This window comes from Labrys sp. LIt4 (assembly GCF_017813775.1).
Classification (GTDB): Bacteria; Pseudomonadota; Alphaproteobacteria; order Rhizobiales; family Labraceae; genus Labrys; species Labrys okinawensis_A.
The window spans coordinates 1-26,214 of sequence record NZ_JAGIPY010000016.1; the positions used below are offsets into that span (position 1 = coordinate 1).

The window sequence follows — 26,214 nt, forward strand, 5'->3', positions numbered from 1 at the left end:
TCCTCCACCAGCGTCACCTCGGCAAAGCCGATCTTGCGCAGGGTGTCGGCGACCTTGGCCGCGTCATTCTTCGGGTTGGGCAGGGCCGCGACATGGGCATAGGCGGAATTGCCGATCACCAGGGCGACCCGGCGGCCGAGCTCGGCCTTGGCCGCAGGCTGCAGGGCGGCCAGCGTGGCCACCTGTGGCGAACCGGTCGTGGCCGGGGCACCGCCGCCCTGCGGGGGGCTGGCCAATGCCAGCGATTTGGCGGCCATCGCCTGCCTGGCCTTTTCGAGGCCGACCATGGCAAGGGCATTGCCGGGGGTGAGGCTGAGCTGGGCCTGATAGTCCGCAATCGCCTGTTCGGGCTGGCCAATTCTCAGATAGACATCGCCACGCTGGCGCTGGATGAACAATCGCTTGCGCCCCATGCTGATGGCCTGGGAGAAATCGGCGATCGCCCTGGTGAAATCCTGCCTGGCCACATTGCCGAGCGCGCGCGCGTGGAAGGCTTCGCTCGCCTTGGGGTCGATGGACAAATATTTGTCCGCATCGGCAATGGCGCCCTCGCCATTGCCGATAAAGGCGCGGGCGAAGGCGCGATAGACGAAATTGTAGTTGTCCGTCTCGAGCTTCGCGGTGGCGATCTCCTCGGCCTTGACGAAGTCGGGCCTGCCTTCGTCGCCGCGTCCAAGCTCGACCAGTGCCTCGCCGCGATTCTTGTACTCGCCGGCACCGACTTTGTCGCCGCCCCGCTCGATGGTGAAGTTCAGATCGGCCATGGCTTCGGCCGGCCGGCTCAGCCTCAGCAGCGCCGACCCCCGAAATGCGTGGGTATCGACATCATTTGGATCCAGGCGCAGCGACGCGTCATAGTCGGCAACGGCCTTCTGGTAGTCCTCCAACCCGTAATAGCTGTTGCCGCGATAGGTGTAGTCGGCCGCCGCCGGCGTTTTCTTGGCGAGGACCTGGCTGTAATCGGCCACCGCCGCGTCATACTTCGCCTGGCCGTAGCGGATATGTCCGCGCTGCGTGTAATAGCTCGCCTGGTCGGGATCGAGGGCGATGGCCTGGTCGATATCGGCAAGAGCCAGATCGGCCTTGTTCTGCCTGTTATAACCGACAGAGCGATTGTACAGGACGGTCGGCCGGTTGGCCGGCAGCAGCGTGCTGGCCGAGAGCGCCGTCGTGCAGGCCGTAACGATCTCGGCGGCGTCCTTCGATTTGGCGCAGATCTCGAGCTGCCGGTTGATTTCGGCGGTGGAGATCACGCCATCTGCCGGAGCCGCGTTGGCCGTGCCGTCGCCCGCCGCCCTGAAGGACAGCGCCATGGCCGAGGCATGCACGTTGAAGAAGGGGCCGGCACTTTCATCGTCCCAGCCGAGCGTGAAGCCGCGCGAACCGTCCCGGGTCTGCAGGAAGCGAATATAGAAGAACTGGCTGCCGTTCTTGCCGTAGATCACGAATTGATAGGTGCCCATATAGGGATTGCCGAATGTGTCGGCATAGAGGACCTTCTTGCCGCCCTGCGATTTCCGCAGCCGCTGGAAGAGGGCGTCGAAGCTTTCCTTGCTTGTGGGTATAGTGAGGATATCGAGAACGACGTCGCCCGCCGGCGATTTGAAGCGCGGCCCGGAGGCGCGATCCTCGCGGACGCTCATGAGCGAAGCGGCGTAGCCGAGCGTGACGCCGCGCTCGGTGATTTCCTTGAAGCCGACCGTCTTGCGGAAGGCATCGGCCTGGCTGCGCACCGCGGCAATCAAAGCCGGCGTGATCGTGCCGCTATCGGCCATGCCCGACTTGCGTTCGAATTGGCGAATGGCCTGGAAGGTGGCGCTGTCGAAGCTGCCGAGTTCTGGCAGAGTGCTGAGATCGGCGAAGGCATCGACCCAGGGAAGGTCACTCTGAAGTGCCGTGATTTCCTCCCGGCTGTACTGGCCGGCGGCCCTCTGGGCCGATGAGAAATCGGCTTCCGCCCTCGCGGGCGACGCTAAGGGTGCCGAGACGAGCAGCAATGCAAGGATCACGGCAAACCGAGCACCGATCGCTTTCATGCCAATTTTCCTAGCGTTCCTCAAACCCGCACGGCGGTTCAAAGCCATGCAGGGCCCGAAAGGTGAAGTTTTATAGCCTGAGCCATTTGTTACAACGATCGGCAGTTGTTGAATAATGAAAAATTGCAACCGCGATGCATCGGTAAGTGTCGTAGCGGAGCTTTGCCGAAGATCGTCGCGGCAACCGGTCGTTTCTTAGCCGGAAGGCCCGTCTTTCAAGGGGCTCGGGGACGGCCGACGTTAAGGCTTGCCGGGGGTGCACGTCAGGCTGGCGGTTGCCTTGGTCGGATCACCCCCGCGTTCAGGAGGAGTAACGCCGGCGGCGCGCAGGAAGGCGGTCACGAACAATCCCTTCAGGGCGGTCGGCTCGCCATTGGCGGCGGCAAGGCCCGCCAAAGCCCCGTCCTTGTCGATCAGCGCGCCGGGCGCACCTGACGCCAGCGAAACTCTACGGCTGTCGTCATGACTGCCGGTCAGAGCCGTGACAGTGGTGGGGGTGGGCGCCGCGCCTGTCAGCAGCGACACGGCCTCGCCCTCCGTCAGCGCAGGCTGGCGCCAGGCCAGTGCCGCCAGGCCAGGGGCTGGGCTTGCCCGCACCAATGCGATGTCGTTGCCGAGGTCGCCGCCGACCACCTTGGCCGTGGCCCCGCCCTGCAGGGTCACCGTTTCGCATCCGGCCACGAGGCCGGCATAGGTCAGAATGTCCCCGTTCGCGGATACCACGACGCCGATGCCGACCTTGGCCGCCGTCGAAGCGCCTGGCGGCAGGGGAATGGGCGGGCCCACGGGCTTGGGCGGCTCGGCGGGAGGCGCGGGCGGTTCCGCGGGCTTGGCCGCCGGCGGGACGTGGGCCGGCTGGTCGCCGTCCGCCAATTTCATCGAAGAGGCCATTGCGATGGCAACCCGGTCGAAGCCCGGGGAAAGCACCGGGTCCCAGCCGAGGGCGAAACCGCGTGAATCGGCATCGGTCTTGACGAAGCGCAGATAGAAGCTCTTGCCGTCATTGGCGCCGGCGACCACCAGAAAATCCGGGCGCAGCAGCGAATAGGTGACCTTGCGTCCCGGCCGCTCCGTCTTGAGCCGGGTGAACAGGGCCTCGAAATTCTCCTTGTCGGCGGGGATGGCGAGGATGTCGAGGGTTACGTCGTTCTTGGGCGTGGCGAAATGAGGGCCGTTCTTGCCGTCCGTCCGGACCGTGGTCAGCTTGGCCGGATAGCCCAGCGTGATGCCGCGTTCCGTGATGGTTTCGAAGCCATAGCGCGACGTGAACTTGGCGGCGTGTTGGGCGAGAGTGATGCGCTGGGGCGGCGTGAATATGCCGGTTTCCTTGGCCTTGATGCGCTTCTGGAAGGCGCGGATCGCCTCATAGCTGCGCTTGCCCATCTCGCCGGATGGCAGGGAGTTGAGATCGCCGGTCCAGATCAGGTCCTGCTGGATGGAGGCGAAATCTTCCGCGCCCATCGCCGCGGCCGCAGCCTTGGCGGCCTCGAAAGTGGGATCGGGAACAGGGGCTGCCGGGGCCGGCGGGGCGGCCGAGGGCGGCTTGGTCTGGGCGGCGGCATGGCCGGCCCAGACAGCCGCAATCGCCAGCACGCAAGCGCCGATCGTCCGTGTCCGCCGCATTTTCGTGGTCCCCCCGTCACCCAGCTGCACCAATCTTTGTATAGCGCCGCTCCATGACGGCAAGCGTTCTTCAGGAAACAATCGGGTTGGCGGCCCTCAATTTTTCGCGGAGCCGGGTCCAGCGCCGGCGCCCCATGGCATTTTCCGCTGCCAGCCGCAGAGCCCGCTTTTCGGCGACCACCACCACGAGGCGCTTGCCGCGGGTAATGGCGGTATAGAGCAGGTTGCGGGCCAGCATCGGGTAATGCGCGTTGGAGATCACCACCACCACCGCCGGATATTCCGAGCCCTGGGCCTTGTGGATGGTGGTGGCATAGGCCGGCACCAGGCTGTCGAGCTGCGCGGTGGTGTAGTGGACGTCGCGTCCGTCGAAGGTGACGGTGAGCTGCCCCGCCTTCACATCCGTGCGGGTGACGAAGCCGATATCGCCGTTGAAGATTTCGCGGTCGTAGTCATTGTCGATCTGCATGACCTTGTCATGCGGGGCGAAGGTACCGAATTCGCGCACGATCGCGCCTTCGCGGGCCGGATTGAGGACTTCGCGCAGGGCCTGCGTCAGGGTCTGTGAGCCGAGGGGTCCCTTGTTCATCGGGGTCAGCACATGGATGTCCCTGACGGGATCCAGGCCGAAGCGGCGTGGCAGGCGGTTGGTGACGATGTCGATCACCTTGTTGGCCCCGTCCTCGGCCGTCGCCATGTCGACGACGAAGAAATCGCCGTCCTCCGGGCTCTTGGCGCCTTCCGGCACCTCGCCATGATTGACGGCATGGGCCGCGGCGATGATGCGGCTGGTCTCGGCTTGGCGGAACACTTCGGTGAGCCGCACCACGGGAATGACCTCGGAGGCGATGATGTCGGCCAGCACCTGGCCGGGGCCGACCGAGGGCAGCTGGTCGGCATCGCCCACCAGGACGAGGGCGGCGCGCGGCGACAGGGCGTCGAGCAGGGCGCGCATCAGCTCGATATCGATCATGCTGGCCTCGTCGGCGATGACGAGGTCTGCATCCAGCGGATAGGCCCGCTGCCGGCGGAACGTGCCGGAGAGCGGGTCGATTTCCAGCAGGCGATGGATGGTCTTGGCTTCCTGGCCGGTGCTTTCGGCCATGCGCTTGGCGGCCCGGCCGGTCGGCGCGCACAGGGCGATCGTCACGTCCTTGCGCTCGAGCGCCTTGATGATGGTGTCGATGATGGTGGTCTTGCCGACGCCGGGGCCGCCGGTGATCACCAGCAGCTTGGAGGCCAGCGCCGTTTCCACCGCCAGGGCCTGGGCGGGGGCGAGGCGCTTGCGGGTGCGTGCCTCGGTATCCAGCACCGCCTGGTGCAGGCCTTCCTGTCGCCAGGGCGGGCTGCCGCCGGCCATCTGCTTCAGCCTGGTGGCAACGGCTTCCTCGGCATTCCACAGCGCCGGCAGGAAATAAGAGGGTGCCCCCTCGATGGTGTCACCGATGATCGAGCGGGTCTGCAGCAGGCGCGTGGCGGCATCGTTGAAGAGATAGTCGTCCACTTCCAGGACCCGGCCGGCCCGCTCGAACAGAGCTTCGCGCGGCACACCGCAATGGCCGTTGGTGGCGCCCTCGCCCAGCGCCCAGAGCAGGCCGGCGGTCAGGCGCGAAGGATCCTCGCGCTCATGTCCGAGACTGAGGGCGAACTGGTCGGCGGTGCGAAAGTCGAAGCCCTTGACCTCGCGCGAGAGCCGGTAAGGATCGGCCTTGATCAGCTCGACCGCATTGTTGCCGAGCGCCTTCTGCACGCTGGCGGCGCGCGTCGCCCCGAGTCCATGCTCGGTGAGGAACACCAGGACGTCACGGAACTCCTGCTGGGCGCTCCAGCCTTCGCGGATCAGCCGGATGCGCTGGGGTGACAGGCCGGCGACCTCGCTCAGCCGGTCCGGCTCGCTGTCGAGGACCTTGAGCGTGTCCTTGCCGAAGGTGGCCACCAGCTTCTTGGCGGTTTCCTGGCCGATGCCGCGGACCAGTCCGGAGGCGAGATAGCGCTCTATGCCAGATGCGGAGCCGGGCGGGGTGGTGCGGATGGCGTCGGCGCGAAACTGCAGTCCACGCTCGGGATCGACGCTCCAGCGCCCGTCCGCTTCGAGCTTTTCACCGGGCGCGATGGCAGCGGTGCGGCCGATCACGGTGGCAAGGTCTTTGCGCCCCTTGACCTTGACGCGCAGCACGGCGAAGCCGTTTTCGGCGTTGTGATAGGTCACCCGGTCGATGATGCCGGAGATCGTCAGGTCGGCCGGTACTTCGCCGGGAGGGGGCGGCTTCGAATCGCGTTTGAAGGAGGGCGTGCGCATGTCAGCACCATGGGCAGGCCGGTGCGACTTGTCGAGGCATGTCGTGCGGGTCGGATGACCCGGCTGTCGAAGAGGGCCGGTTGCCCTCAGGCGCTCCTGCTCGGAAAGCGGTCGGCATCGCGCAGCGGCTTGAACAGGCGCGACCATATCAGCGCGACGAGGATCGTGCCCAGGCCGCCGAGCACCACGGCCTCCACCGGGCCGAACAGCGCCGCGGTAAGGCCCGATTCGAACTCCCCCAGCTGGTTCGAAGTGCCGATGAACATGGCGTTGACGGCGCTGACTCGCCCGCGCATCGCGTCGGGCGTGCCGAGCTGGACCAGGGTCGAACGTACCACCACGCTGACGACGTCGGCCGCGCCCATGACCATCAGGGCCGGCAGCGAGAGAGCAAACCAGGACGACAGGCCGAAGACGACGGTGGCCAGGCCGAACAGAGTGACGGCCCCGAACATCTTCAGGCCGACCCGCCGCTCCAGCGGCCAACGGGCCAGAACCAGGGACATCAGGAGGGCACCGATGGCCGGGGAAGCCCTGAGCACACCGAGGCCTAAGGCATTGGTGTGGAGGATGTCACGGGCATAGATCGGCAGCAGTGCCGTCGCGCCGCCGAGGAGTACCGCGACCATGTCGAGCGAGATCGCCCCGAGAATGATCGGCCTGCTCCGGATGAAGGAGAAGCCAGAAAACACCGATCTGAGTGTCGCCGGCTCGCGTGCAGCCGGCGGCGCGAGGATGCGGAGCCGCGAAACCAGGATCGAAGCCAGGCCGTAGAAGAAAGCGACGAAGAGATAAGCGGGGCCGGGGCCGACGATATAGAGCAGGCCTCCCAGGGCGGGGCCAATGATGGTGGCGGTCTGGATGGCCGAGGCGGACAGGGCCAGGGCTCGCGGCAATTGGCCGGGACTAACGATCATCGGCAACAGAGCTGCCGTCGTCGGCATCTCGAAGGTACGGCCGGCGCCGATCACGACGGCGGCGGCGAAAATGATCGCCGGGTTGATCAGGCCTTGCCACGAAGCAAGAGCGAGCGCGGCTCCTGTCAGTCCCGCCACCATCTGGCAGCAGCGCACGACGGTACGCCGGTCGAAGCGATCGGCGATGTGACCGGCCGGAATGGTGAGCACCAGCATCGGCAGGAACTGGCAGAGGCCGACCAGGCCGAGATGGAGGGCCGAATGGGTGAGATCATAAATCTGCCAGCCGATCACCACGGAGACGATCTGGAAACAGCCGGTAGAGAGCACGCGGGCCGACCAGAACTGTCTGAAACCGCCATGGCGAAGAAGGGAGGGCGTGTCCTGTGCGGGGGCGGACATGTCGGGACTTTCAACGGGATAGTGGAAAATGGATTGAAATAAGGGGCTGCCGTATCGGCTTGAAAAAGGGCCTTTCAGTGTTCCTGCCAGAGTGGCGTCTTAGGTACTACTCCGGACAAAGAAAAAGCCCGGCGAGGCCGGGCTTTTCCTGCACATTGATCCAGTTACGCGGATCAGAACTTGTAGCTTGCGCCAATGGTGGCGTTGACCGCATCGAACTTGGTCTTGACGCGAGCGCCCTGCACGAGCGAGCTGTCCTCGCCGAGGTCGACATAGCGCACGTCGCCGCGCACGATCCAGTTCTGGTCGATGGCGTATTCGACGCCGCCGCCGGCCGTCCAGCCGACGCGGGTGTCGCTGACCGACCCCAGGCCTGCCGCGCTGGCCTTCACGCTGCCGTAAGCGACACCGCCGCTGAGATAGGGCAGGATGTTGTCGAAGGCGTAGCCGACGCGGGCGCGGGTCGAACCCTGCCACTCGTTCTTGAACTCCGTGCGGGTGCCAAGGACGGTCTTGCTCTTCTTGAAGCTCGAATAGTCGATATCGGTCTCGAGGCCGACGACGAAGCCGCCATCGAACTGAGCGTTGTAGCCGAGATGGGCGCCGCCCAGGAAACCGGTGGCATCATAGGAGGCCCGGGCCGGGATGGACGGAACTTCGGCCTTGCCCTTGCCGAAGGTGGCGCCGGCATGCAGACCCGCATAGAAGCCGGTCCAGTTGTAGACCGGAGCGACGACCGGAGCGACCGGCTCGACAGCCTGGGGCGCCAGGTCGGCAGCGAAAGCCGAGGTCGAGGTGAGGAGGAGAGCCGCGAGGGCCAAACGCATTTTCATTACTGGAACTCCAAGACCGAAATTCTATGTGAAGGTATATAAGCAGAAGCGGCTGGGAGAGTCTGTAGCATTCCGGCCACACTGCTAGACAAACGACCGAAGCCGGAGCGATGCTCGTTTCCGAAATTCAAAAATGCGATCGCCGAAATAAGGTTAAAATTTCATTAGATTTAAGAGTTAGGTGCTTAATATTAGAGTTATCCGAAATAAATTTCGGATATGGAAATGCGATGCAGTGCGGTTGTATCGGATAAGGCCAGTCGTGCCATCTTGAATCCAGGTACAGCGCCGGGACTAGCTTTGCGGCAACCGCCCCGCGATAGAGGCCGGCCTTGCCAAAGGCTCGTACGGTACCAGTACATTCCGGTGCAGGGGCCAAGAGCGAACTGCAACGTCCCGTGGCTGGAGCGAAGCGCAATGTGTTCTTTTTCAGCACGTTCAGCCGAATGGATGCGCTGTCGGAACGTGTTGTTCCGGGACTCGCTGGTACTGTCGGAAAGGTGGGCTGTCCTGGGCGGCGTCCGCCATGATGACAGCCGCTGTTTTGGCGCGACCGTTCTGCAATCCGCCATCGGGCAAAGAAAAAGCCCGGCTTTCGCCGGGCTCTTCCTTACGCAATGATCCAGATACGCGGATCAGAACTTGTAGCTCACGCCGAGGTTCAGGTTGACGGCGTCGAACTTCACCTTCGTGCGGTTGCCGGCAATGGTGACGCTCTTGTCGCCGAGATCGACATAGCGAGCTTCGCCACGGACGATCCAGTTCTGGTCGATGGCGTATTCGACGCCAGCACCAGCCGTCCAACCCACGCGGGTGTCGGTCTTGGAACCGATACCGGCAATGCTGGTCTTGACGTTGCCGTAAGCAACACCGCCCGTCACGTAGGGCAGGATGTTGTCGAAGGCATAGCCGAAGCGAGCGCGGGTCGAACCCTGCCACTCGTTCTTGAGGGTGCCACGCAGACCAGCAGCGTCCGTCTTCGACTTCTTGAAGCTGGAATAATCGATGTCGGTCTCGAGGCCGACAACGAAGCCGCCGTCGAACTGCGCATTGTAGCCGGCATGCGCGCCGCCGAGGAAGCCAGCACCGTCAGCCTTGACCGAGCCGATCTTGCCCTGAGCGATGGTAGCACCGGCATGGACACCGGCGTAGAAGCCGGTCCAGTTGTAGACGGGAGCGACGACCGGAGCGGCCGGCTCGACGGCCTGGGGAGCCAGGTCGGCAGCGAAAGCCGAGGTCGAGGTGAGCAGGAGAGCCGCGAGGGCCAAACGCATTTTCATAGTTCGATACTCCAAAAACCGGAAAATCACAGTGGCTGGATATAAGCAGAAAGCGTTGACGGAGTCTGTAGCGTTTTCGCCACACCGGCTTTCGAACTGGTGACAGGCCCGCGCAGATTTCAAGGCGAAAATAAGACCGCCGCGATGGCATCACATAGTTAAATTGTAATTAAATGACTTTATTTTTTTTAACTTTTCTCTCAATAAAACCTAAGAACGGAGATAACTCCTCAAATTTTGAAATCTATACGTGTTGCTTGAATCGAACGTCGAGGAATTAGCCGCGGAATATCGAGAGTCGCGGAGGCAAAGAGGGGAGAACTATGCTTGCGAGACGCTTCATGCTGCTATGCAGCACGTTTCATGGCAAGTCGATCCACTCGGCAATTGTGCAAAGAACATGCCCCATTTGTGCCACATTATGGCTCCGAATGTGACGTTGGATTGCTTTGCTGCAATGAAGGGGCAGGCTTGCGCCTTTTGCATGGCTGCCCGATTTTCCCTCAAAAAGGTACGGCCGGGCCGCTGCCCCCCCCGATCCGCAGCGCGATTCCGGCTTCGAGGCGGGACGCCAGCCATTGCTTGGCCTGTTGGATCGAGTCGGCGAGCGTGCAGCCGCGTGCGAGGTTTGCCGCGATGGCCGAGGAGAGGGCGCAGCCCGTCCCGTGCAGGTTCGTGGTTCTGACCCAGGCCCCGGCAAAGCGCCGGATGCCATTGCGGCCGGCGAGAATGTCGACGGCCTCGCCGAGATGACCATGCCCGCCCTTCAGCAGCACCGCCTGCGGACCGAGTGCAAAGAGGGCTTCGGCTTGCTCGATCATCTGTGCTTCGCTCCCCGCCGGTGCGCCGCCCAGCAAGATCGCGGCTTCCGGCAGATTCGGTGTGAGGCAGGTGGCCAGCGGCAGCAGATGGGCCTTGAGCGCTGCGAGCGTACCCGTCTCACCGAGCAGCCGGCCTGTGGTCGCCGACATCACCGGATCGAGCACGATGGGCAGCTCCCGGCCCGTCAGCAATTCGGCGATGATCCGCGCGTGCCCGGCGCTCGGCACCATGCCGACCTTGACGGCGCCGACCTCGAAATCGGCAAGCACGGCCTCGATCTGCGCGGCGAGCATTTCCGGCGGCACCACATGGATGGCGCTGATGCCAAGGGTATTCTGCGCCGTCACGGCGGTAATCGCCGTGGTGCCGAACACACCGAAGGCGCGGAAGGCGGCAAGGTCGGCTTGGATGCCGGCCCCGCCGCCCGAATCGGAACCAGCAATGGTGAGGGCGATCGCCGTCATGTCTTCACTGCTGCAGGCCGGGTTGCCGCCAGCCATGCCTTGATCCGCGCATCGGGGTCGGGATGACGGGTGACGTCGCTGACCATGGCGATGACATCGGCGCCGGCAGAAAGGCAGTCCGCAGCCCGCTCGAGCGTGATGCCGCCGATAGCGATCAGGGGCAGGTCGCCGATCAGCCTCTTCCATTCGCCGATGCGCTCGAGCCCCTGCGGGGCGAAGGGCATGACCTTGAGCGTGGTTGGGTAAATCGGGCCCAATGCCACATAATCAGGTTCGCATGCGAGCGCGCGCGCGAGTTCATCATGATCATGGGTGCTGATGCCGAGCTTCATGCCCGCGGCGCGGATCGCGGCGAGATCGGCGGTGTCGAGATCGCCCTGGCCGAGATGGAGGAAATCGGCGCCGGCCGTGATGGCTGCCCGCCAGTAATCGTTGACCACCAAGTCGGCGCCATGAGCGCGGCAGATGGCGAGGGCCGCGCGGATGTCGGGCAGGGCGGTCTCGTCGTCGCGATCCTTGATGCGCAACTGCACGAGCCTGGTGCCTTGCCGCACCAGGCGCTCCACCCAATCAACGCTGTCGACCACGGGGTAGAAGGGATCGAGCCGCCAAATGTGATCGATGACGCTCATGCCAGCACCGCCTTGCCGAGCACCGGCGTTGAGGGAGCCGCCATGTCGCGTGGCGTCATGGGATCGGCGAGAAAGGCGAGGCGCCCGGCCTCGATGGCGAGGGCGAAGGCCCGCGCCATGGCGGCGGGGTCGCCTGCCTTGGCGACGGCGGTATTGAGCAGCACCGCGTCATAGCCGAGTTCCATGGCGTGCGCCGCATGCGAGGGCGTGCCGATGCCGGCATCGACCACCAGGGGAATGCCGGGGAAATGCGCCCGCATGCTGCGCAGCCCATAGACATTGTTGAGGCCGCGCCCCGAACCGATCGGCGCGCCCCAGGGCATCAGGACCCGACAGCCGGCCTCGACGAGGCGTTCGGCGACCACCAGGTCCTCGGTCGTGTAGGGGAAGACGTCGAAGCCTTCGGACACGAGGATGCGGGCAGCCTCCACCAGGCCGAAGATATCGGGCTGCAGGGTGTCGGCCTCGCCGATTACCTCCAGCTTGATCCAGTTGGTGCCGAAGACCTCGCGCGCCATCTGGGCCGTCGTCACAGCCTCCTTCACGCTGTGGCAGCCGGCGGTGTTGGGCAGCACCCTGACGCCGAGTTCGCGGATCAGGCTCCAGAAGCTCTGGCCGCTGCGTTCTCCACCGGATTCGCGCCGCAACGAGACGGTGACGATACCGGCTCCAGACGCCCGCACGGCCTCGGCGAGAATGGCGGGCGAGGGATATTGCGCCGTACCGAGCAGCAGGCGGGCGGTGAAGGGGATATCGTAGAAGGTAAGGATGTCGGTCATGGTTTCATTTCCGGGTCCGCGGACGTCTCGTCCGCTCTTGGAAGCGCGTGTGTGCGGAAAGGAAGGTGCGGGCGCCGCGACATGCATGCATGTCGCTGTGACACCCGCGCACCCGGGATCATCCCCCCTGCCGAGGCGCAAGGATCTCGACCGCATCGCCGTCCTTGAGGGCGGTCCGCTCGCGGTCGACGGCCCTGACGAAGCGGCCATTGAGGGCGGTGGCCACCACGCTGTCGCCGAGTTCGAGCGTTTCGAGCAGGCGGGCCAGGGTGGCAGCCTCGGTTTGCTGGCGCTCGCCATTGATGATGAGGGTCATGCGCAAACTCCTTGCTGGGCTGTCCGCGCCGGGAGAATCCTGTCGGCTGCCTGCTGGGCCAAGGCCGGCGAGAGCAGGAAGCCGTGGCGGAACAGGCCGTTGAGCGAGAGGACGCGCCCTGTAACGGTGAGGCGCGGCAGATTGTCGGGAAAGGCGGGGCGCAGCCCAGCTTCGAGCTCCAGGATCTCGGCCTCTCCGAAGGCCGGATGCAGGCTGAAGGCCGCCGCCATCAGCTCCATGGCCGAGCGCACAGTCGGCGGCCCGTCATGCTCGCTCTCGATCATGGTGGCGCCGATCATGAAGCGATGGTCGGCCCGCGGCACGATATAGAGCGGAAAGCGCGGGTGCAGGAAGCGTACGGGGCGGGAGAGGGTCACGCCACGTGCGTGGACCACGATGGCCTCGCCCCGGACACCGCGCAGATCCGGCAGCTCGGCGCGCGCGGCAAAGCCCCGGCAGTCGATCACGGCATCCGCATCGAGGGCATGCGGTTCGGCCTCGGTGCCGAAGCGGATCGTCACGCCGAGCGCGGCGAGACGCCCGGCCAGCACCTCCAGCGCCCGCCTCGGGTCGAGATGGGCCTCGCGGGGAAAGAACAGGCCCTGCTGGAAGCGGCCGGCGAGGTCCGGCTCGAGCGTGGCGATGCCCGGCCCGTCCACCGGGACATGCGCCTTTGTGCGGCGGGCGAAACGGGCGATCTCGCTGCCGTCGCGGGCCGGCGCGACCACCAGGGTGCCGCGCTGCACGGTTTCGCGCACATGACGCGGCCACCAGGCCAGCGCGAGTTCGCCGCGCCGCTCGACCTCGATCTCGGCGCTTTCGCGTTCGCACCAGGGCGCCAGCATGCCCCCCGCCAGCCAGGAGCAAGCCTGGGCGCCGAGCACCTGGCTCCGCTCCAGGATCTCGACCTCGGCGCCGCGCTCCGCGCATTCCATCGCCGTGACGAGGCCGGCGACGCCGGCCCCCACCACGGTGACGCGCTTGACGTCATTCGGCCGGGACATAGAGGGCCCCGCCCTGTTCGAGAAATTCGCGCGATTTCTCAGCCATGCCCTGCCGGGCGGCTTCTTCCATCGCCCGGACCTCCTCGCGCAGATCCTGGGTGATCTTCATCGAGCAGAATTTCGGCCCGCACATCGAGCAGAAATGCGCGACCTTGTGCACGTCCTTGGGCAGCGTCTCGTCGTGATAGGCGCGCGCGGTATCCGGATCGAGCGAGAGGTTGAACTGGTCCTCCCAGCGGAAGTCGAAGCGGGCTTGCGACAGGGCGTCGTCCCGGATCTTGGCGGCGGGGTGGCCCTTGGCGAGATCGGCGGCATGGGCGGCGATGCGGTAGGTGATCACGCCGGTCTTGACGTCGTCGCGGTTGGGCAGGCCGAGATGCTCCTTGGGCGTGACGTAGCAGAGCATGGCGGTGCCGAACCAGCCGATCATCGCCGCGCCGATTCCGGAGGTGATGTGGTCGTAGCCCGGCGCGACATCCGTGGTCAGCGGCCCGAGCGTGTAGAAGGGCGCTTCGCCGCAGGCGGCAAGCTGCTTGTCCATATTCTGCTTGATCTTGTGCATCGGCACGTGGCCGGGACCCTCGATCATCACCTGGCAGCCCTTGTCCCAGGCGATCCTGGTCAATTCGCCCAGGGTCTCCAGTTCGGCGAACTGGGCCGCGTCGTTGGCATCGGCGATCGAGCCGGGACGCAAGCCGTCGCCGAGCGAGAAGGAGACGTCATAGCGGCGCATGATGTCGCAGATGTCGCCGAAATGCTCATAGAGGAAGCTCTCGCGATGGCCGGCCAGGCACCAGCGCGCCATGATCGAGCCGCCGCGCGAGACAATGCCGGTGACGCGGCTGGCGGTGAGCGGCACATGGGCGAGGCGGACGCCGGCATGGATGGTGAAATAATCGACGCCCTGCTCGGCCTGCTCGATCAGCGTGTCCTTGAACACCTCCCAGTCGAGCTTGAGCGGGTCGCCGTCGACCTTCTCCAGCGCCTGGTAGATTGGCACCGTGCCGATCGGCACCGGCGAATTGCGCAGGATCCAGGAGCGGATGTTGTGGATGTTGCGCCCGGTGGAGAGATCCATCACGGTATCGGCGCCCCAGCGCGTGGCCCAGACCAGTTTCTCCACTTCCTCCGCGGCGCCGGAAGTGACGGCGGAATTGCCGATATTGGCGTTGACCTTCACCAGGAAGTTGCGGCCGATCACCATCGGCTCGAGTTCGAGATGGTTGATATTGGCGGGCAGGATGGCGCGCCCCAGGGCGATCTCGTCGCGCACGAATTCCGGCGTAACGAATTCAGGAATGGCCGCGCCGAAGTCCTCGCCGTCCGCACGGCGCTCGGCTGCGCCGTCAAGGGCTTTCTCGCGGGCGAGGTTCTCACGGAAGGCGGCATAGACCATCTCCTCGGTGACGATGCCGGCCCTGGCGAATTCATACTGGGTGACCCGCTGGCCGTCGGCGCCGCGGCGCAGCTTGCGTGTCGCCGGGCAGGGGGCCACCAGCCTGTCGGCGGAGACATTGCCATTGTCCTCGGGCCTGACGGCCCGGCCCTCGATCGCGCCGAATCCGCGGGCGGCGATCCAGTCTTCGCGCAGGGTCGGCAGGCCCTGCTTCAAATCTATGCTGGCATTGTCCTCGGTATAGGGGCCGGAGGGGTCGTAGACGCGGATGGGGGCGAGCGAAGCATCGCTCAGCGCGATCTCGCGGAAGGGCACCCGCATCCGGGGATGCGAAGCGGGAGCCGCATAGACTTTGCGGGAGCCGGCGATCGGCCCCGTGGTCACGCTTTGCGGCGCCGCGATCTTGTTCTTGGGATTTTGGATGTTCATGGATCTCCTCCTCGTTGCGAGTCATGGAGATCCGGGGCGACGATTGTCTGGGCCGAACCGGCGTCTCAGCCGGCTCCGGGACTTTAGCCAAATAGAATGGCAGAAGCCCTGTTCCCGTCCCTTCGCCGGCATGACCCGGATCAGGTTCGAAGGGTTCGGCTCTCGGCCATCTCAGCCCCGCTCGCGCAGGACACCCCTCGGAACGGGTTCAAGGTTAGACCTGGAATCGGGCTGCGTCCAGAGGGAAGGATTGTCGCATTATGTTGGAAGATCGAAAGGCTGCCTTTTCGGCGATCGTCACGTCGGCGCGCCGGTGTCGCCGGCATCGAAGTCGTCCATCGTGGATGCGCCGAGTTTCCTGAAACCCATTTCCGACCGTCCCCTTTGGTTGACAGGGCCCCGGCCGTCGGGGAAGCTGCCGCAAAAGGCGCCTGAGCGCCGGCACGATTGGGGGAGGAAGCGCCATGACCATCGGCCTTCGGGGCAAGCAGGCGACGAAGATCACGGCCGCCGAAGCGGCGGCGCTGGTCAAATCGGGCATGTGGCTCGACTATGGCTTCGGCCTGACTCAGCCCGATGCGTTCGAGGTCGCCCTTGCCGCCCGGCGCGATGAGCTCCATGACGTCAAGATCCGCCACTGCCTCACCATGCGCCCGCGCGCCACGCAGGAATGCGACCCCAATGGCGAGCATTTCGGCTGGTTCAACTGGCATTTCTCCGGCTATGACCGCAAGCAGCACGATGCCGGGCGCTGCAATTACATCCCGTTCAATTTCGGCGAGGCGCCTGACTTCTACCGCCGTTTCATCGATCCCGTCGATGTCGCGGTGATCAAGACCGCGCCGATGGATGCCGAGGGCTATTTCAACTTCGGCGGCGGTGCCACCTATGTCGAGGCCATTCTCGAGCGGGCGCGCACGGTGATCGTCGAAGTCAACGAAGACCTGCCCTATGTCTATGGCGAGGGCAACGCCATCCATGTCAGTTCGGTCGACCATATCATCGATGGCGACGGCCAGAAGACGCCCGAGATCGGCAATCCCGAGCCGAGCGAGATCGACCGGGCGGTTGCCGCGCGCATCGTCGAGGAGATCGACGACGGCGCCTGCCTGCAGATCGGCATCGGCGGCATGCCCAATGCCGTCTGCACCATCCTCAAGGACAGCGGCATCCGTGATCTCGGCATCCATACCGAGATGATGACGGACGGCATCGTCTCGCTCTACGATGCGGGCCTGGTGACCGGCGCGCGCAAGACGATCGACCAGGGCTGCGCCGCCTTCACCTTCGCGGCCGGTTCACGCCGTCAATATGAGGCGATCAACCGCAACCCGCATTTCAAGTCCTATCCGGTCGATTACACCAATCTGCCGCACAACATCGCCAAGAACGACAACGTCGTATCGATCAACAACACCACGCAGATGGACCTGCAGGGCCAGGCGGCTTCCGAGAGCGACGGCCATCGCCATATCAGCGGCACCGGCGGCCAGCTGCAGTTCGTGCGCGGCGCCTACGCCTCCAAGGGCGGCAAATCCTTCCTATGCATGTCCTCGACCTTCGACAAGCGCGGCGATCGCCGCAGCCGGATCGTGCTCAATCTCACGCCGGGCAATGTGGTGACCACACCGCGCACGGACGTGATGTATGTCGTTACGGAATATGGCATAGCCAACCTCAAGGGACGTTCGGTGGCCGAGCGCGCCAAGGCGCTGATCGGCCTCGCTCATCCCGACTTCCGGGAGGGCCTGGAACGCGAGGCCCGCGAGAACGGCCTGATCCCGCGCTTCTGCTACGGCATGGTGTGAGTGGTTTTCGGGTGCGCGGGCATCTTGCCCGCTCCTGGAAACGCTCGCTCGCGGAGAGGAAGAGGCGGGCGAGAGGTCCGCGCACCCGGGAAAGAGGCCTCGCTTGGCACTCTTCCTCGCCTGCCCTAACTTGCCCAGCTTCCGAATGAGGACGTTTTCATGACGCAAGCCATTGACCGGGTCCGGCAGGCCCTGCTGCAGGCCGGGCATCCCGACACTATCGCCATGTTCGCCGAGGGCACCCATACCGCGGCCGAGGCTGCCGCTTCGGTGGGGTGCAGCATCGCCCAGATCGCCAAATCCATCATCTTCCGCTCCGGCGAGACGCCGATCCTGGTGGTCGCCTCCGGCGTCAACCGCATCGACCGCGCCAAGGTCGGCGTTGCCCTCGGGCGCAAGGTCGAGCGGGCTGACCCGGCCTGGGTCGAGGCCACCACCGGCTTTGCCGTGGGCGGCGTGGCGCCGGTCGGCCATCTGGCGCCGGCCCTCATCCTGATCGACGAGGATCTGCTGGCCCTCGATCCCGTCTGGGCCGCGGCCGGGTCACCCAGTCATGCCTTCCGCACCACCCCTGCCGATCTCGTGCGGGTGATCGGCGGTTCGGTGGCCAATGTGAAGGCTTGAGCATTTCCGGTCTCACGGGTGCATTTTCGCGCCCTTGACGATCTTGTCGACGACCTTCTTGTCGGCCCGCAGCGCGATGCCCACCACCTTGGCATCATCGACGGCGAAATCGGCGAAGACGGCGCGATTGGCGGCATCGTGACCCGACCGGAACATCTCTTCGATATAGAGCGAGGTCCTGACGTTCCGATCGAGAGAGCGGCGATGGATCGCGCTCATCGTTTCCGCGTCCGCCGCCAGCATGATCGCCGGCTGCACCGACAGGGCATTGTAGAAACGCCCGGCCCGGTCGCGATAGGGTTCGCCGATCATGTCGGGTGCCTGGGCGACGATGCCGCTGGTGAGGAAGGCGGTGACGTTGAGCGCCTGCCAGGACGCAAGATCGTCTCGCAACACGATGGCAAACTTGGTATCGAACATGAATGACGACCTTCGAGTCAGAGTCTTCGAGTGGGACTAGCCCAGCCATAGGACGCCAGGCCTTCCAGGGTCTTGAACGTTCGTGCGCCGACAGCATTCGTACTGCACCGCCGCTGCCCGGCATCGAACGCATGGAAGCCTGGTTCCAAGGCAATGCCTTCGAACTGCATCGCCACGATACCTATGCTGTCGGCGTCACCCTGGAAGGTGTCCAGAGCTTCCATTACCGCGGCGTCGCGCGTGCCAGCCTGCCAGGGCAGGTCATGGTGCTGCATCCCGACGAGCTGCATGACGGCGGGGCTGGCACCGAAGCGGGACTGCATTACCGCATCCTCTATCTGGAGCCGTCGCTGCTGATGCGCGGTCTCGGCGAGGGCGCGGTGTCGCTGCCCTTCGTGCGCCAGCCGGTGTTCAGCGATCCGGCGCTGCGCGAGGACATTCTCGGATTGCTCGGCCCGCTGGATCGCGGGCTGGAGCAGCTCGCCGCCGATGATCTCATTGCGCGTCTGGCACAAGGACTCGCCAGGCACGCCGGCCAGCCGCTCAAATCCATCGGCAGCCTTGCCTGGCGGCAAGTCGACCGGGTGCGCGACTATCTCGAGGCGCATGCCCTACATGCCGTGCGCTCTCAAGACCTCGAGGAGATTGCCGGGCTGGACCGCTATGCCCTGTCACGGCATTTTCGTGCTGCTTTCGCCACCAGCCCGCACCGTTTCCTGGTGATGCGGCGCCTGGGCCGGGCTCGTGCCCTGATTGCGGCCGGCGAACCGCTCGCCGAGGTCGCCGTCGCCACCGGCTTTGCCGACCAGAGCCATCTCACCCGCCATTTCAAGAAGGCCTATGGCATGACGCCGGGGCGCTGGGCCGGCTTGGTCGAGACGGGACGGCGGCCGGATTCGGCCGCTGCCTGACCCGGCGGCCCAACTTATGGCCCCTGGGTCCCCTTCCTTCGGCCGGTGGCCCCGCCGGGATGACGGTCGGGCTTCAATTACCCACGCGTCCCGGCATATCTGTCCATGCCTACATCCTGGGCCGTGGCGCGGCGATGGATCTCGTCGAAATAGGGATGGAAGACGCTGTTGCGGGCCTCGATCTCGGCATGCTCGGCCAGGAAGGCCGGCATGGCCTGCCGGATTTCGGCGAGAACGGCGTCCTCGTCGATGCGGGTCAAGCGGCCCTCCTCCACCACGATCTCGCCCTCGACCATCACACGTTCGATCGAAGCGCCGTTCTCGGCATAGACGAGTTGCCTGACGATGTCGTTGAGTGGCGTGAAGGCCAGGCTGTCGAGCCGGAGCATGATCAGATCGGCGCGCTTGCCGACCTCCAGCGAACCGGTGCGTTCTTCCAGAAGGGCGGTGCGCGCGCCACCCAGCGTGGCGGCCTTGAGGACTTCCTGTGCCGAGACCCAGCGCTCATGATCCGGGCCGGTGGCGCTTTGCACCAGGGCGGCCGTACGCATCACGTCGAAGATCCGGGCCGTATCGTTGGAGCAGACCCCGTCGGTGCCGAGGCCTATGCTGACGCCGGCATCGATGAGGCGGCGCAGCGGCGCAATGCCGGCGCCGAGCTTCAGATTGGAGACGGCATTGTGGGCCACCGAGCAGCCCGCCGCGCCCATCAGGGCGATGTCGTCGTCGTCGACCCAGACAGAGTGGGCGATGGTGATGCCGGCATGCAGCAGGCCGAGATCGTGCAAATAGCGGATCAGGCTCTTGCCGTGGAAAAGCTGGCCGGTCACCGCCTGGACCTTGGTCTCCAGGACATGGGTGTGGAAGGGCACGTGCCATTGCCGGGCCAGCTCGTCGCAGGCCAGCATCAGGTCGGGCGTGCAGCGCTGGGGCGCGGAGGGCGCGATCATGAAACGCAGCCGCTCGGCCTTGTCCTGGAACGCCGCCAAGGCGGAGCGGCAATAGTCGATATAGCCGGCAGCGCTGATCGGCGGGCCGAAATCGAGGCGAGCCTGCAGCTCGGGCGGCATGGTCTGCCGGCCATGGGCGATGGCGTCGAGCGGGTGGATGTTCATCACCGCGCTGGAGACATTGGCGCGGATGCCCGCATCCTCATAGGCCCGGAACACGGTGCCGAGCCGATCGAGATCGTGATGGGGCGGGTCGAAGAAATCGTCGCACAGCAGGGTGACGCCGCCCTTCAGCGATTCCATCGCGAGCAGCAGCGTGCGCAGATAAAGCAGGCGCGGCGGCAGGAGCGGGCCCATCAGCAGCGGATAGGCATAGAGCAGCCACAGTTCCAGCGGCAGGCGCTCATAGCGGCCTCGGAAGAAGGTTTCGCCGGAATGGGTATGGGCATTGACGAGGCCCGGCATCACCAGGCGGCCGCGCCCGTCGATCAGCTTCGAGCCGGGGTGGTCGCCGAGGTCGGGGCCGATGGCGGCGATGCGATTGCCCTCGATCAGGAGATCGCCGCTGAAGGGCGTACTGCCCTGCTCGCCGCCCATGGCTAGGATGGTGGCGTTGCGGATCAGGATGGTGCTCATGCCAGTTTCCCCGGGGCGCCGCCATCCAGCCAGGCATAGAGCTCCCAGACTTCCCCGTCAGGGCCGGCGAAATAGCAGCAGCGTGCGTTCCAGGCATAATCGGCCGGCGGCCTTTGGAAGCTCACGCCCTTGGCGGTGAGTTCGGCATGGCAGGCATCGAGCTCGGCGGGAGACGACATCAGCACGGCGATCAGCACATTGTGGTGGCCCGAACTGCGCTCGGCCGACAGGCCGGCATGCTGGCTGATATGGCCGATCTCCCATAGCGCCAGGGTCAGTCCGGCGCCGTTGAAATCGGCGAAGCCGGGAGCGCGGTGCTTCAAGGTGAAGCCGAGCTTGCCGGTGTAGAAGGCGATTGAGCGTTCGATATCCGCGGTGAGGATGCAGACATCGCTGATCGCATGGCGCTGGGCAAAGGCCGTCATTGTCAGTAATCCCGTAATTCGCCGCCCGTCGCGGCCGCCTTGACGCCGCCGCGCAGCTGCCCGCTGATCCACATGCCCAGCACGGTGGCGAGATAGGGCAGTGCGAGCAGGAGATCGCGGGGCACCTTGTCGCCGAAGACGAGCTGGGCCCGGATGCCCAGGGCATCCACGATGGAGAAGAACAGCGCGGCCAGGGCCGAGCCGATCGGATGGCCTCCGCCGAAGATCACCGAGGCGAAGCCCATGAAGCCGCGACCAGCCGTCATGTTGATGCTGAAGAGCTGGAGCGTGCCGAGCGCCAGTTCGGCGCCGCCGAGGGCGCAGAGCACGCCGCCGCCCATCAGCGCGATCAGGCGCATGCGGGCCGGTGCCACGCCGACGCTGCGGGCGGCGAAGGGGTGCTCGCCGCAGGCCGTCAATTGCAGGCCGAAACGGGTGCGCCGCACGATCACCCAGAGCGCCAGCACCACGAAGGGCATGGCGATCACCAGCACGGAGAGCACGCCGAAGGGGCCGAAGGCCTCACCGAGCCGGGGCAGGCCTCGGCCGGCCATCACCGAGGCCTGGCTGCCATAGATGGCCTGGACGGCCAGGTCCGTACCGCCGAGCCCGAGGCCGGTGAGGCCGAGGCCGGCGATGATGGGATGGGCCCGCAGCTTCTCGACCACGAACCACAGCAGCATCGAGCCGAGCACGCAGACGACGATGGCGAGGCCGAGGCCGAAGGCGATCGAGCCCGATTTGGCGGTGCCGACGGCGGCGGCGCAGGCACCGGCGATCATCAGCCCTTCCAGGCCGAGGTTCCAGATGCCGGCGCGCTGGGCCAGCATGCCGGCCATGGCCACATAGATCAGCGGCGTGCCCGAGCGCAGGATGGCGATGAGGATGTCGCTCATGACTGGGTCCTCCGCGCCGGCAGGCGCCGCTTGATGAAGTCGGGCAGCAGCCAGCTGCGCGCCGTGATGAACAGGGCGATGGCGGCGTTGATCACGTCGATGGCGGCCGCCGGCAGACCCGCGATTACCGGCAGATAGAGGCTGGCGGCGGCGAGGCCGCCGAAGAACAGCGAGACGATGGCGGCGCCTGCCACCGACAGGCCGGCCACCAGGGCGATCAGAATCGCGGTGAAGCCGTGGCCGGGCAGGAAGCCGCTGACCAGGCGGCCATTGGGCCCGAGCAGTTCGATCGAGCCGGCGAGGCCCGCCAGGGCGCCGCTGATCAGGAAGGCCGACAGCCCGAGGCGGGAGAGCCGGGCGCCCTGCCAGGCGATCATCACCGCGTTGCGGCCGGCCAGGCTCGAGAGCACGCCATAGGCGGTGCGGTTCACCAGCAGCCAGACCAGCACCAGCACCAGCAAGGAGAGCACGATCACCGTGGGGGAGACGCCGACCGAGGTGGCGATGCGATAGGCGGAGGCGACGGGGCGGCTGGCCGTGACCTGGCCGGTGCCGGAAGGATCCTTGAGCGGGCCGGAGGTGACATAGACCAGGAGCAGGCCGGCCATGAAATTGCCCATCAGCGTGGTGATCACCTCGTCGGTGCCGTAGCGCAGCCGGAGGATGCCGGGCCAGGCCGCCCACAAGGCGCCGGCCAGCATGCCGGCCAGCATGGCCACGGGCACCACCACCAGGGCCGGCGCGCCATTGAGCAGTTCGACGGCCGTCGCCGCGCCGATGGCACCAAGATAGAACTGGCCCTGCGCCCCGACATTGAAATAGCCACAGCGAAAGCACACCAGCACGCCGGCGGCGGTGATCACCAGCGGCAGGGCCCAGCGCAGGCTCTTCATCAGGGCACTGGGTGAGGTGAAGGCACCGTCGGCGATGCTGCGGAACATCTCCGGGGCCGAATAGCCGGCAAATTCGAACACGATGCCGCACAGGCCGAGGGCCAGGGCGACGAAGCTGACAGCGCGCAGGATGGCAAGAAGGCGATCGGTCATGCGGCTTGCTCCAGGCTGACGTCGCCGACCATGGCCTGGCCCACCGCCGCGATCTCGAAGGGCGCCGTGAATTCGGCCACCATGCGGCCGGAGAACATCACCACAACGCGGTCGGCGATATCGAAGAGCTCGTCGAGATCGGAGGAAATCAAGAGGACGCCGCAGCCCTGGTCGCGGCTGGCCCTCAACGCGCGCCAGACGAAGGCGGTGGCGCCGATGTCGAGGCCGCGGGTGGGCTGGGCCGCGATCACCAGCCGCGCCGTCTCGTCGATCTCGCGAGCGAGGATGACTTTCTGGGCATTGCCCCCCGACAGCGAGCCGGCCGGCTGGGTGGTGGTGGCGAAGCGCACATCCCATCCCGTGAGACTGGCCTGGCAGGCCTTGCGCAGCCGGGCCGGCGCGACGAAGGAGAGGATGCGCCCGAGCAGCAGGCGGCGGGCGGACCAGTTCTCCCACAGCGAACTGGTCAGGCTCAGGCCCTCGCTGTTGCGGTCGAAGGGAATGATGCGCAGGCCGGCGGCGCGGCGCTCCAACAAAGGGCGTCGGGTGACATCGCGCCCGTCGAGCGTGATCGTGCCGTGTTCCAGGCCGACAAGCCCGGCAAGGGCGCGCACCAGCGTCTGCTGGCCGTTGCCTTCGACACCGGCGATGCCGACGATCTCGCCGCTGCGGATGATGAGGCTGGCCCGGTCGAGCGGGCGCCCTTCGCCATCGGGGCGGGTGGTGACGGCGTTCATCTGGAGGATGGGCGCCGCGGCGGTCCGCGAGGCAGTGTGGGGAGCGGGCGCGCCGGCGGCGTCGCCGACCAGGGCTGCCTTGTCCGCCTTGTCGAGACCGGCCGCGCTGCCGATGATCGAATTGGCGAGGCGGGCGGCGTCGATCTCGCCGACGGGCACGCAGGCTTCGATCAGGCGCCCGCCGCGCAGCACGCTGACGGTCTCGGCGATGCCGAGCACCTCGCGGATCTTGTGCAGGATCAGGATGATGGTGACGCCGCGTTCGCGCAGGCCGCGCAGGCGTTCGAACAAGGTGTCGATGCCCGAGGGCGACAGCACGGCGGTGGGCTCATCCAAGATCAGGATGCGGGCATCGGTCACCAGAGCGCGGGCGATCTCGATGGCCTGGCGGGTTTCCACCGGCAGATCGCGGATGCGGGCGCGCGGATCGACCTCGACGCCAAGGCCTTCGAGATGGGCGGCCCAGCGTGCCCTGAGCGCGTTGGCGGAGAACAGCGCTCCGCCGCCCTGCGCCCCGAATTCCATGGCCTCGGCCACGGTGAAGGAGGGCGGCAGGGCAAAGCTCTGATGCACGAGCTCGACCCCGGCGGCGCGGGCGGCATTGACCTTGCCCAGCGGGACGGGCTCTCCCCCGATCAGCAATTGCCCGGAGGAGGGTCTGACGATGCCGGCGCAGACGCGGGCGAAGGTGGTCTTGCCGGCGCCGTTCTGCCCCACCACGGCATGGATGCGGCCGGCCTCGAAACCCAGGCTCACCTGGCTGAGGGCCGCGACCTCGCCGAAGAGGACGCTGACATCGCCGCATGCGAGGGCGTGCTGGGGCATGGGTGATTTCCCGGATGCAAGGGCCATGGGGCTGCGTCCTGTGGGTTGATGGGCTATCACTACAATCGTGGTTCGGCCGAGACGGTTGGCTTGCCTCATTGCGAGCGCGGCGAAGCAATCCAGGAGCCACGAGCGATGCATTGACCAAGACTGGATTGCTTGGCCGCGCTCGCAATGACGGAAAATTTCATCGCGATCGTAGCCAGGCCGGCTTCGAGCTTTACAGCGTGGTGTTGAGCGGCACCTTCAGCGTTCCGGCGATGATCTCCTTCTTCGTCTTCTCGATGTCGGGCCAGATCTCCTTGGCCTTGGCGACGAGGTCGGCCGGGCCTTCCTTGAGGAAGGTGTCAGAGAGCTCGAAATCGATCACGCCGGTATCGATGCCGGTGGAGACGTGATGTCCCTTCCAGCCTTCGGCCAGAGCCTTGCTGACTTCCTGATAGAGCGACAGGCCGAAATCGAGCTTGACGATGGCGGCGACCGCCTTGGGACCGAGCTTGTACTGCTCGCGGGAGATGGCGCTGACCAGGCGGCCCGGCGCTTCCGTGGCGGCCTGGATGATGCCGGTGTCGGTAGCGGCAGAGTCGGTCTGGATATAGTCGACGCCGGACTGGAACAGCTGGTTGGCGATCTCGTGACCCTTGGCGGGGTCCTGGAAGGAGCCGGCGAAGGCGCCGGTGAACTTGATGTTGGGGCCGATCACCGCGGCGGCCGCCTTGAGGGCGTTGAGATCGGCGATCTGGCCGGGAATGCTGGCGCCACCGATATAGCCGATGGCGCCGGTCCTGGAGATGCGGCTGCCGAACAGGCCGGAGAGATAGCAGCCCAGATAATAGTCATAGGCCACCGTCACCACATTGGGGATCGGCGGCTCGAACGGGTCGGCATAGAGCTGCACGAATTTGGTGTTGGGATATTCGGGCGCCACGGCCTTGAAGGGTTCGGCGACCTCGTTGAAGGTCGAGACGACCACGCTGGCACCGGCATCACCGAGGCTGCGGAAGATCGATTCATAGGTCGCGGCGTCCTGCGCATAGATGATGCGAGTGGCAAAGCCCTTCTCGCCGGCCAGTTTCTTGAGCGAGGCGATCATGCCGTCGACCGGACCGTTGTCGCCGGCCGCCTGGGTATGTACCAGCGCCACCAGGCCTTCTGCCGCCCGGGCCTGGCCCGAGAAGAGGCCGAGCGACGCCGCGCCGGCGGTGCCGATCAGGAATTGCCGGCGCGAGGCCGAATACCGGAACAGGCCGGAGGCGGAGGGAGTGTTGGTCATCTGTCAGTTCCCTTCTCTTGATCTGGATGGTGTCGGTTCTTGTTGTTTTGCCGAGGCGCTTCGGCGCCAGGGGTCGTCACGTCGTCGTCACGTCGTCGTCAGGCCGCCGGCAAGGGCGGGCAGATCGCTGTCGGCTTGAGCATCTTGACCTCCTGCGAGACCATGGCGTCGAGGGTCCAGACTTCACCGATGAACTTCGTCCAGGCCGGGTCCGCGGCCATTGCGGCGCGGCGCGTCTCGCGGTCGCCGAGGCCCTGATAAGCCCACATCATCACGATCTGGTGGAGCGGGCCGATCTCCGTCACCCAAAGGCCCATGAAAGTGCCCAGATGCTTCTTCTGGATCGGCAGGCCCTCGGTTTCGTATTTCCTGAGCCAGCGGTCGAGCTGGCCTGGCTTGAAGCTATAGGTGCGCTGTTCGACGATCATGGC

At 65.8% G+C, this 26,214-nt stretch carries 23 protein-coding genes and 1 riboswitch; of the genes, 3 read left to right on the plus strand and 20 right to left on the minus strand.

Annotated elements, in window-relative coordinates; all coding sequences use genetic code 11:
• From J8I29_RS23600 to thiC, 12 genes are all read right to left on the minus strand, one after another.
• Nucleotides 1-2,036, minus strand: a 2,036-nt coding sequence (locus J8I29_RS23600) for a tetratricopeptide repeat protein (protein WP_209433520.1), incomplete at its 3' end; no start/stop codon positions are given.
• Nucleotides 2,037-2,276: 240 nt separating this feature from the next.
• Nucleotides 2,277-3,659 (minus strand): S1C family serine protease, encoded by a 1,383-nt coding sequence (locus tag J8I29_RS23605; RefSeq protein WP_209433521.1) that lies wholly within the window; start codon nt 3,657-3,659, stop codon nt 2,277-2,279.
• Nucleotides 3,660-3,729: 70 nt separating this feature from the next.
• Nucleotides 3,730-5,958 carry an ATP-dependent RecD-like DNA helicase gene (locus J8I29_RS23610; RefSeq protein WP_209433522.1) on the minus strand — a complete coding sequence of 743 codons (2,229 nt, stop codon included), beginning with the start codon at nt 5,956-5,958 and terminating at the stop codon, nt 3,730-3,732.
• A gap of 86 nt (nt 5,959-6,044) precedes the next feature.
• Nucleotides 6,045-7,277 carry an MFS transporter gene (locus tag J8I29_RS23615; protein WP_209433523.1) on the minus strand — a complete coding sequence of 411 codons (1,233 nt, stop codon included), beginning with the start codon at nt 7,275-7,277 and terminating at the stop codon, nt 6,045-6,047.
• A gap of 173 nt (nt 7,278-7,450) precedes the next feature.
• A complete protein-coding gene (locus J8I29_RS23620; RefSeq protein WP_105863528.1) occupies nt 7,451-8,110 on the minus strand; it encodes an outer membrane protein in 660 nt (219 codons plus the stop codon).
• Between the two features lie 635 nt (nt 8,111-8,745).
• Nucleotides 8,746-9,390: an outer membrane protein gene (locus J8I29_RS23625; RefSeq protein ID WP_105863527.1), complete on the minus strand. Its 645-nt coding sequence runs from the start codon at nt 9,388-9,390 to the stop codon at nt 8,746-8,748.
• Between the two features lie 503 nt (nt 9,391-9,893).
• Nucleotides 9,894-10,712, minus strand: a complete 819-nt coding sequence (thiD, locus tag J8I29_RS23630) for a bifunctional hydroxymethylpyrimidine kinase/phosphomethylpyrimidine kinase (protein WP_245197293.1) — start codon at nt 10,710-10,712, stop codon at nt 9,894-9,896.
• Nucleotides 10,673-11,290, minus strand: a complete 618-nt coding sequence (locus tag J8I29_RS23635; RefSeq protein WP_209433590.1) for a thiamine phosphate synthase — start codon at nt 11,288-11,290, stop codon at nt 10,673-10,675. Before J8I29_RS23635 ends, thiD begins: the two co-directional genes overlap by 40 nt.
• A gap of 14 nt (nt 11,291-11,304) precedes the next feature.
• Nucleotides 11,305-12,078 (minus strand): thiazole synthase, encoded by a 774-nt coding sequence (locus J8I29_RS23640; protein WP_209433592.1) that lies wholly within the window; start codon nt 12,076-12,078, stop codon nt 11,305-11,307.
• Nucleotides 12,079-12,205: 127 nt separating this feature from the next.
• Nucleotides 12,206-12,403, minus strand: coding sequence for a sulfur carrier protein ThiS (gene thiS / locus J8I29_RS23645; protein ID WP_209433524.1), 198 nt, complete (start codon nt 12,401-12,403; stop codon nt 12,206-12,208).
• The gene (thiO, locus tag J8I29_RS23650) at nt 12,400-13,407 is read right to left on the minus strand and encodes a glycine oxidase ThiO (RefSeq protein ID WP_209433525.1); all 1,008 of its coding nucleotides are present in this window, start codon (nt 13,405-13,407) and stop codon (nt 12,400-12,402) included. The genes thiS and thiO overlap by 4 nt, the downstream gene beginning before the upstream one ends.
• Nucleotides 13,391-15,232 (minus strand): phosphomethylpyrimidine synthase ThiC, encoded by a 1,842-nt coding sequence (gene thiC, locus J8I29_RS23655; RefSeq protein ID WP_105863522.1) that lies wholly within the window; start codon nt 15,230-15,232, stop codon nt 13,391-13,393. The genes thiO and thiC overlap by 17 nt, the downstream gene beginning before the upstream one ends.
• 100 nt (nt 15,233-15,332) lie before the next feature.
• A riboswitch (TPP riboswitch) is annotated at nt 15,333-15,440 on the minus strand.
• Between the two features lie 256 nt (nt 15,441-15,696).
• Here thiC and J8I29_RS23660 point away from each other — a divergent pair.
• Complete coding sequence (locus tag J8I29_RS23660; protein WP_105863521.1) at nt 15,697-17,040, plus strand: acetyl-CoA hydrolase/transferase C-terminal domain-containing protein; 1,344 nt, start codon at nt 15,697-15,699, stop codon at nt 17,038-17,040.
• 159 nt (nt 17,041-17,199) lie between these two features.
• Nucleotides 17,200-17,664, plus strand: coding sequence for a YbaK/EbsC family protein (locus tag J8I29_RS23665; protein WP_209433526.1), 465 nt, complete (start codon nt 17,200-17,202; stop codon nt 17,662-17,664).
• 12 nt (nt 17,665-17,676) lie between these two features.
• On the opposite strand, the gene J8I29_RS23670 is transcribed toward J8I29_RS23665, so the two are convergent.
• The gene (locus J8I29_RS23670; RefSeq protein ID WP_209433527.1) at nt 17,677-18,084 is read right to left on the minus strand and encodes a DUF2000 family protein; all 408 of its coding nucleotides are present in this window, start codon (nt 18,082-18,084) and stop codon (nt 17,677-17,679) included.
• Nucleotides 18,085-18,086: 2 nt separating this feature from the next.
• On the opposite strand from J8I29_RS23670, the gene J8I29_RS23675 reads away from it, so the two are divergent.
• Nucleotides 18,087-18,995, plus strand: coding sequence for an AraC family transcriptional regulator (locus J8I29_RS23675; RefSeq protein ID WP_209433528.1), 909 nt, complete (start codon nt 18,087-18,089; stop codon nt 18,993-18,995).
• Between the two features lie 77 nt (nt 18,996-19,072).
• Here the strand turns inward: J8I29_RS23675 and J8I29_RS23680 are convergent, their stop codons facing one another.
• The 7 genes from J8I29_RS23680 to J8I29_RS23710 all read right to left on the minus strand — a co-directional run bounded on the left by J8I29_RS23680 (nt 19,073) and on the right by J8I29_RS23710 (nt 26,211).
• Nucleotides 19,073-20,581: an amidohydrolase gene (locus tag J8I29_RS23680; RefSeq protein ID WP_209433529.1), complete on the minus strand. Its 1,509-nt coding sequence runs from the start codon at nt 20,579-20,581 to the stop codon at nt 19,073-19,075.
• A complete protein-coding gene (locus J8I29_RS23685; RefSeq protein ID WP_209433530.1) occupies nt 20,578-21,006 on the minus strand; it encodes a VOC family protein in 429 nt (142 codons plus the stop codon). The genes J8I29_RS23680 and J8I29_RS23685 overlap by 4 nt, the downstream gene beginning before the upstream one ends.
• Before the next feature lie 2 nt (nt 21,007-21,008).
• On the minus strand, nt 21,009-21,902 hold the full coding sequence (locus J8I29_RS23690; protein WP_209433531.1) for an ABC transporter permease: 894 nt from the start codon (nt 21,900-21,902) through the stop codon (nt 21,009-21,011).
• A complete protein-coding gene (locus J8I29_RS23695) occupies nt 21,899-22,948 on the minus strand; it encodes an ABC transporter permease (protein ID WP_209433532.1) in 1,050 nt (349 codons plus the stop codon). The genes J8I29_RS23690 and J8I29_RS23695 overlap by 4 nt, the downstream gene beginning before the upstream one ends.
• A complete protein-coding gene (locus tag J8I29_RS23700) occupies nt 22,945-24,510 on the minus strand; it encodes an ATP-binding cassette domain-containing protein (protein WP_209433533.1) in 1,566 nt (521 codons plus the stop codon). Before J8I29_RS23700 ends, J8I29_RS23695 begins: the two co-directional genes overlap by 4 nt.
• A gap of 220 nt (nt 24,511-24,730) precedes the next feature.
• Nucleotides 24,731-25,783 (minus strand): BMP family ABC transporter substrate-binding protein, encoded by a 1,053-nt coding sequence (locus J8I29_RS23705; RefSeq protein WP_105863512.1) that lies wholly within the window; start codon nt 25,781-25,783, stop codon nt 24,731-24,733.
• Between the two features lie 98 nt (nt 25,784-25,881).
• A complete protein-coding gene (locus tag J8I29_RS23710; RefSeq protein WP_209433534.1) occupies nt 25,882-26,211 on the minus strand; it encodes an NIPSNAP family protein in 330 nt (109 codons plus the stop codon).
• Nucleotides 26,212-26,214 lie beyond the last annotated feature (3 nt).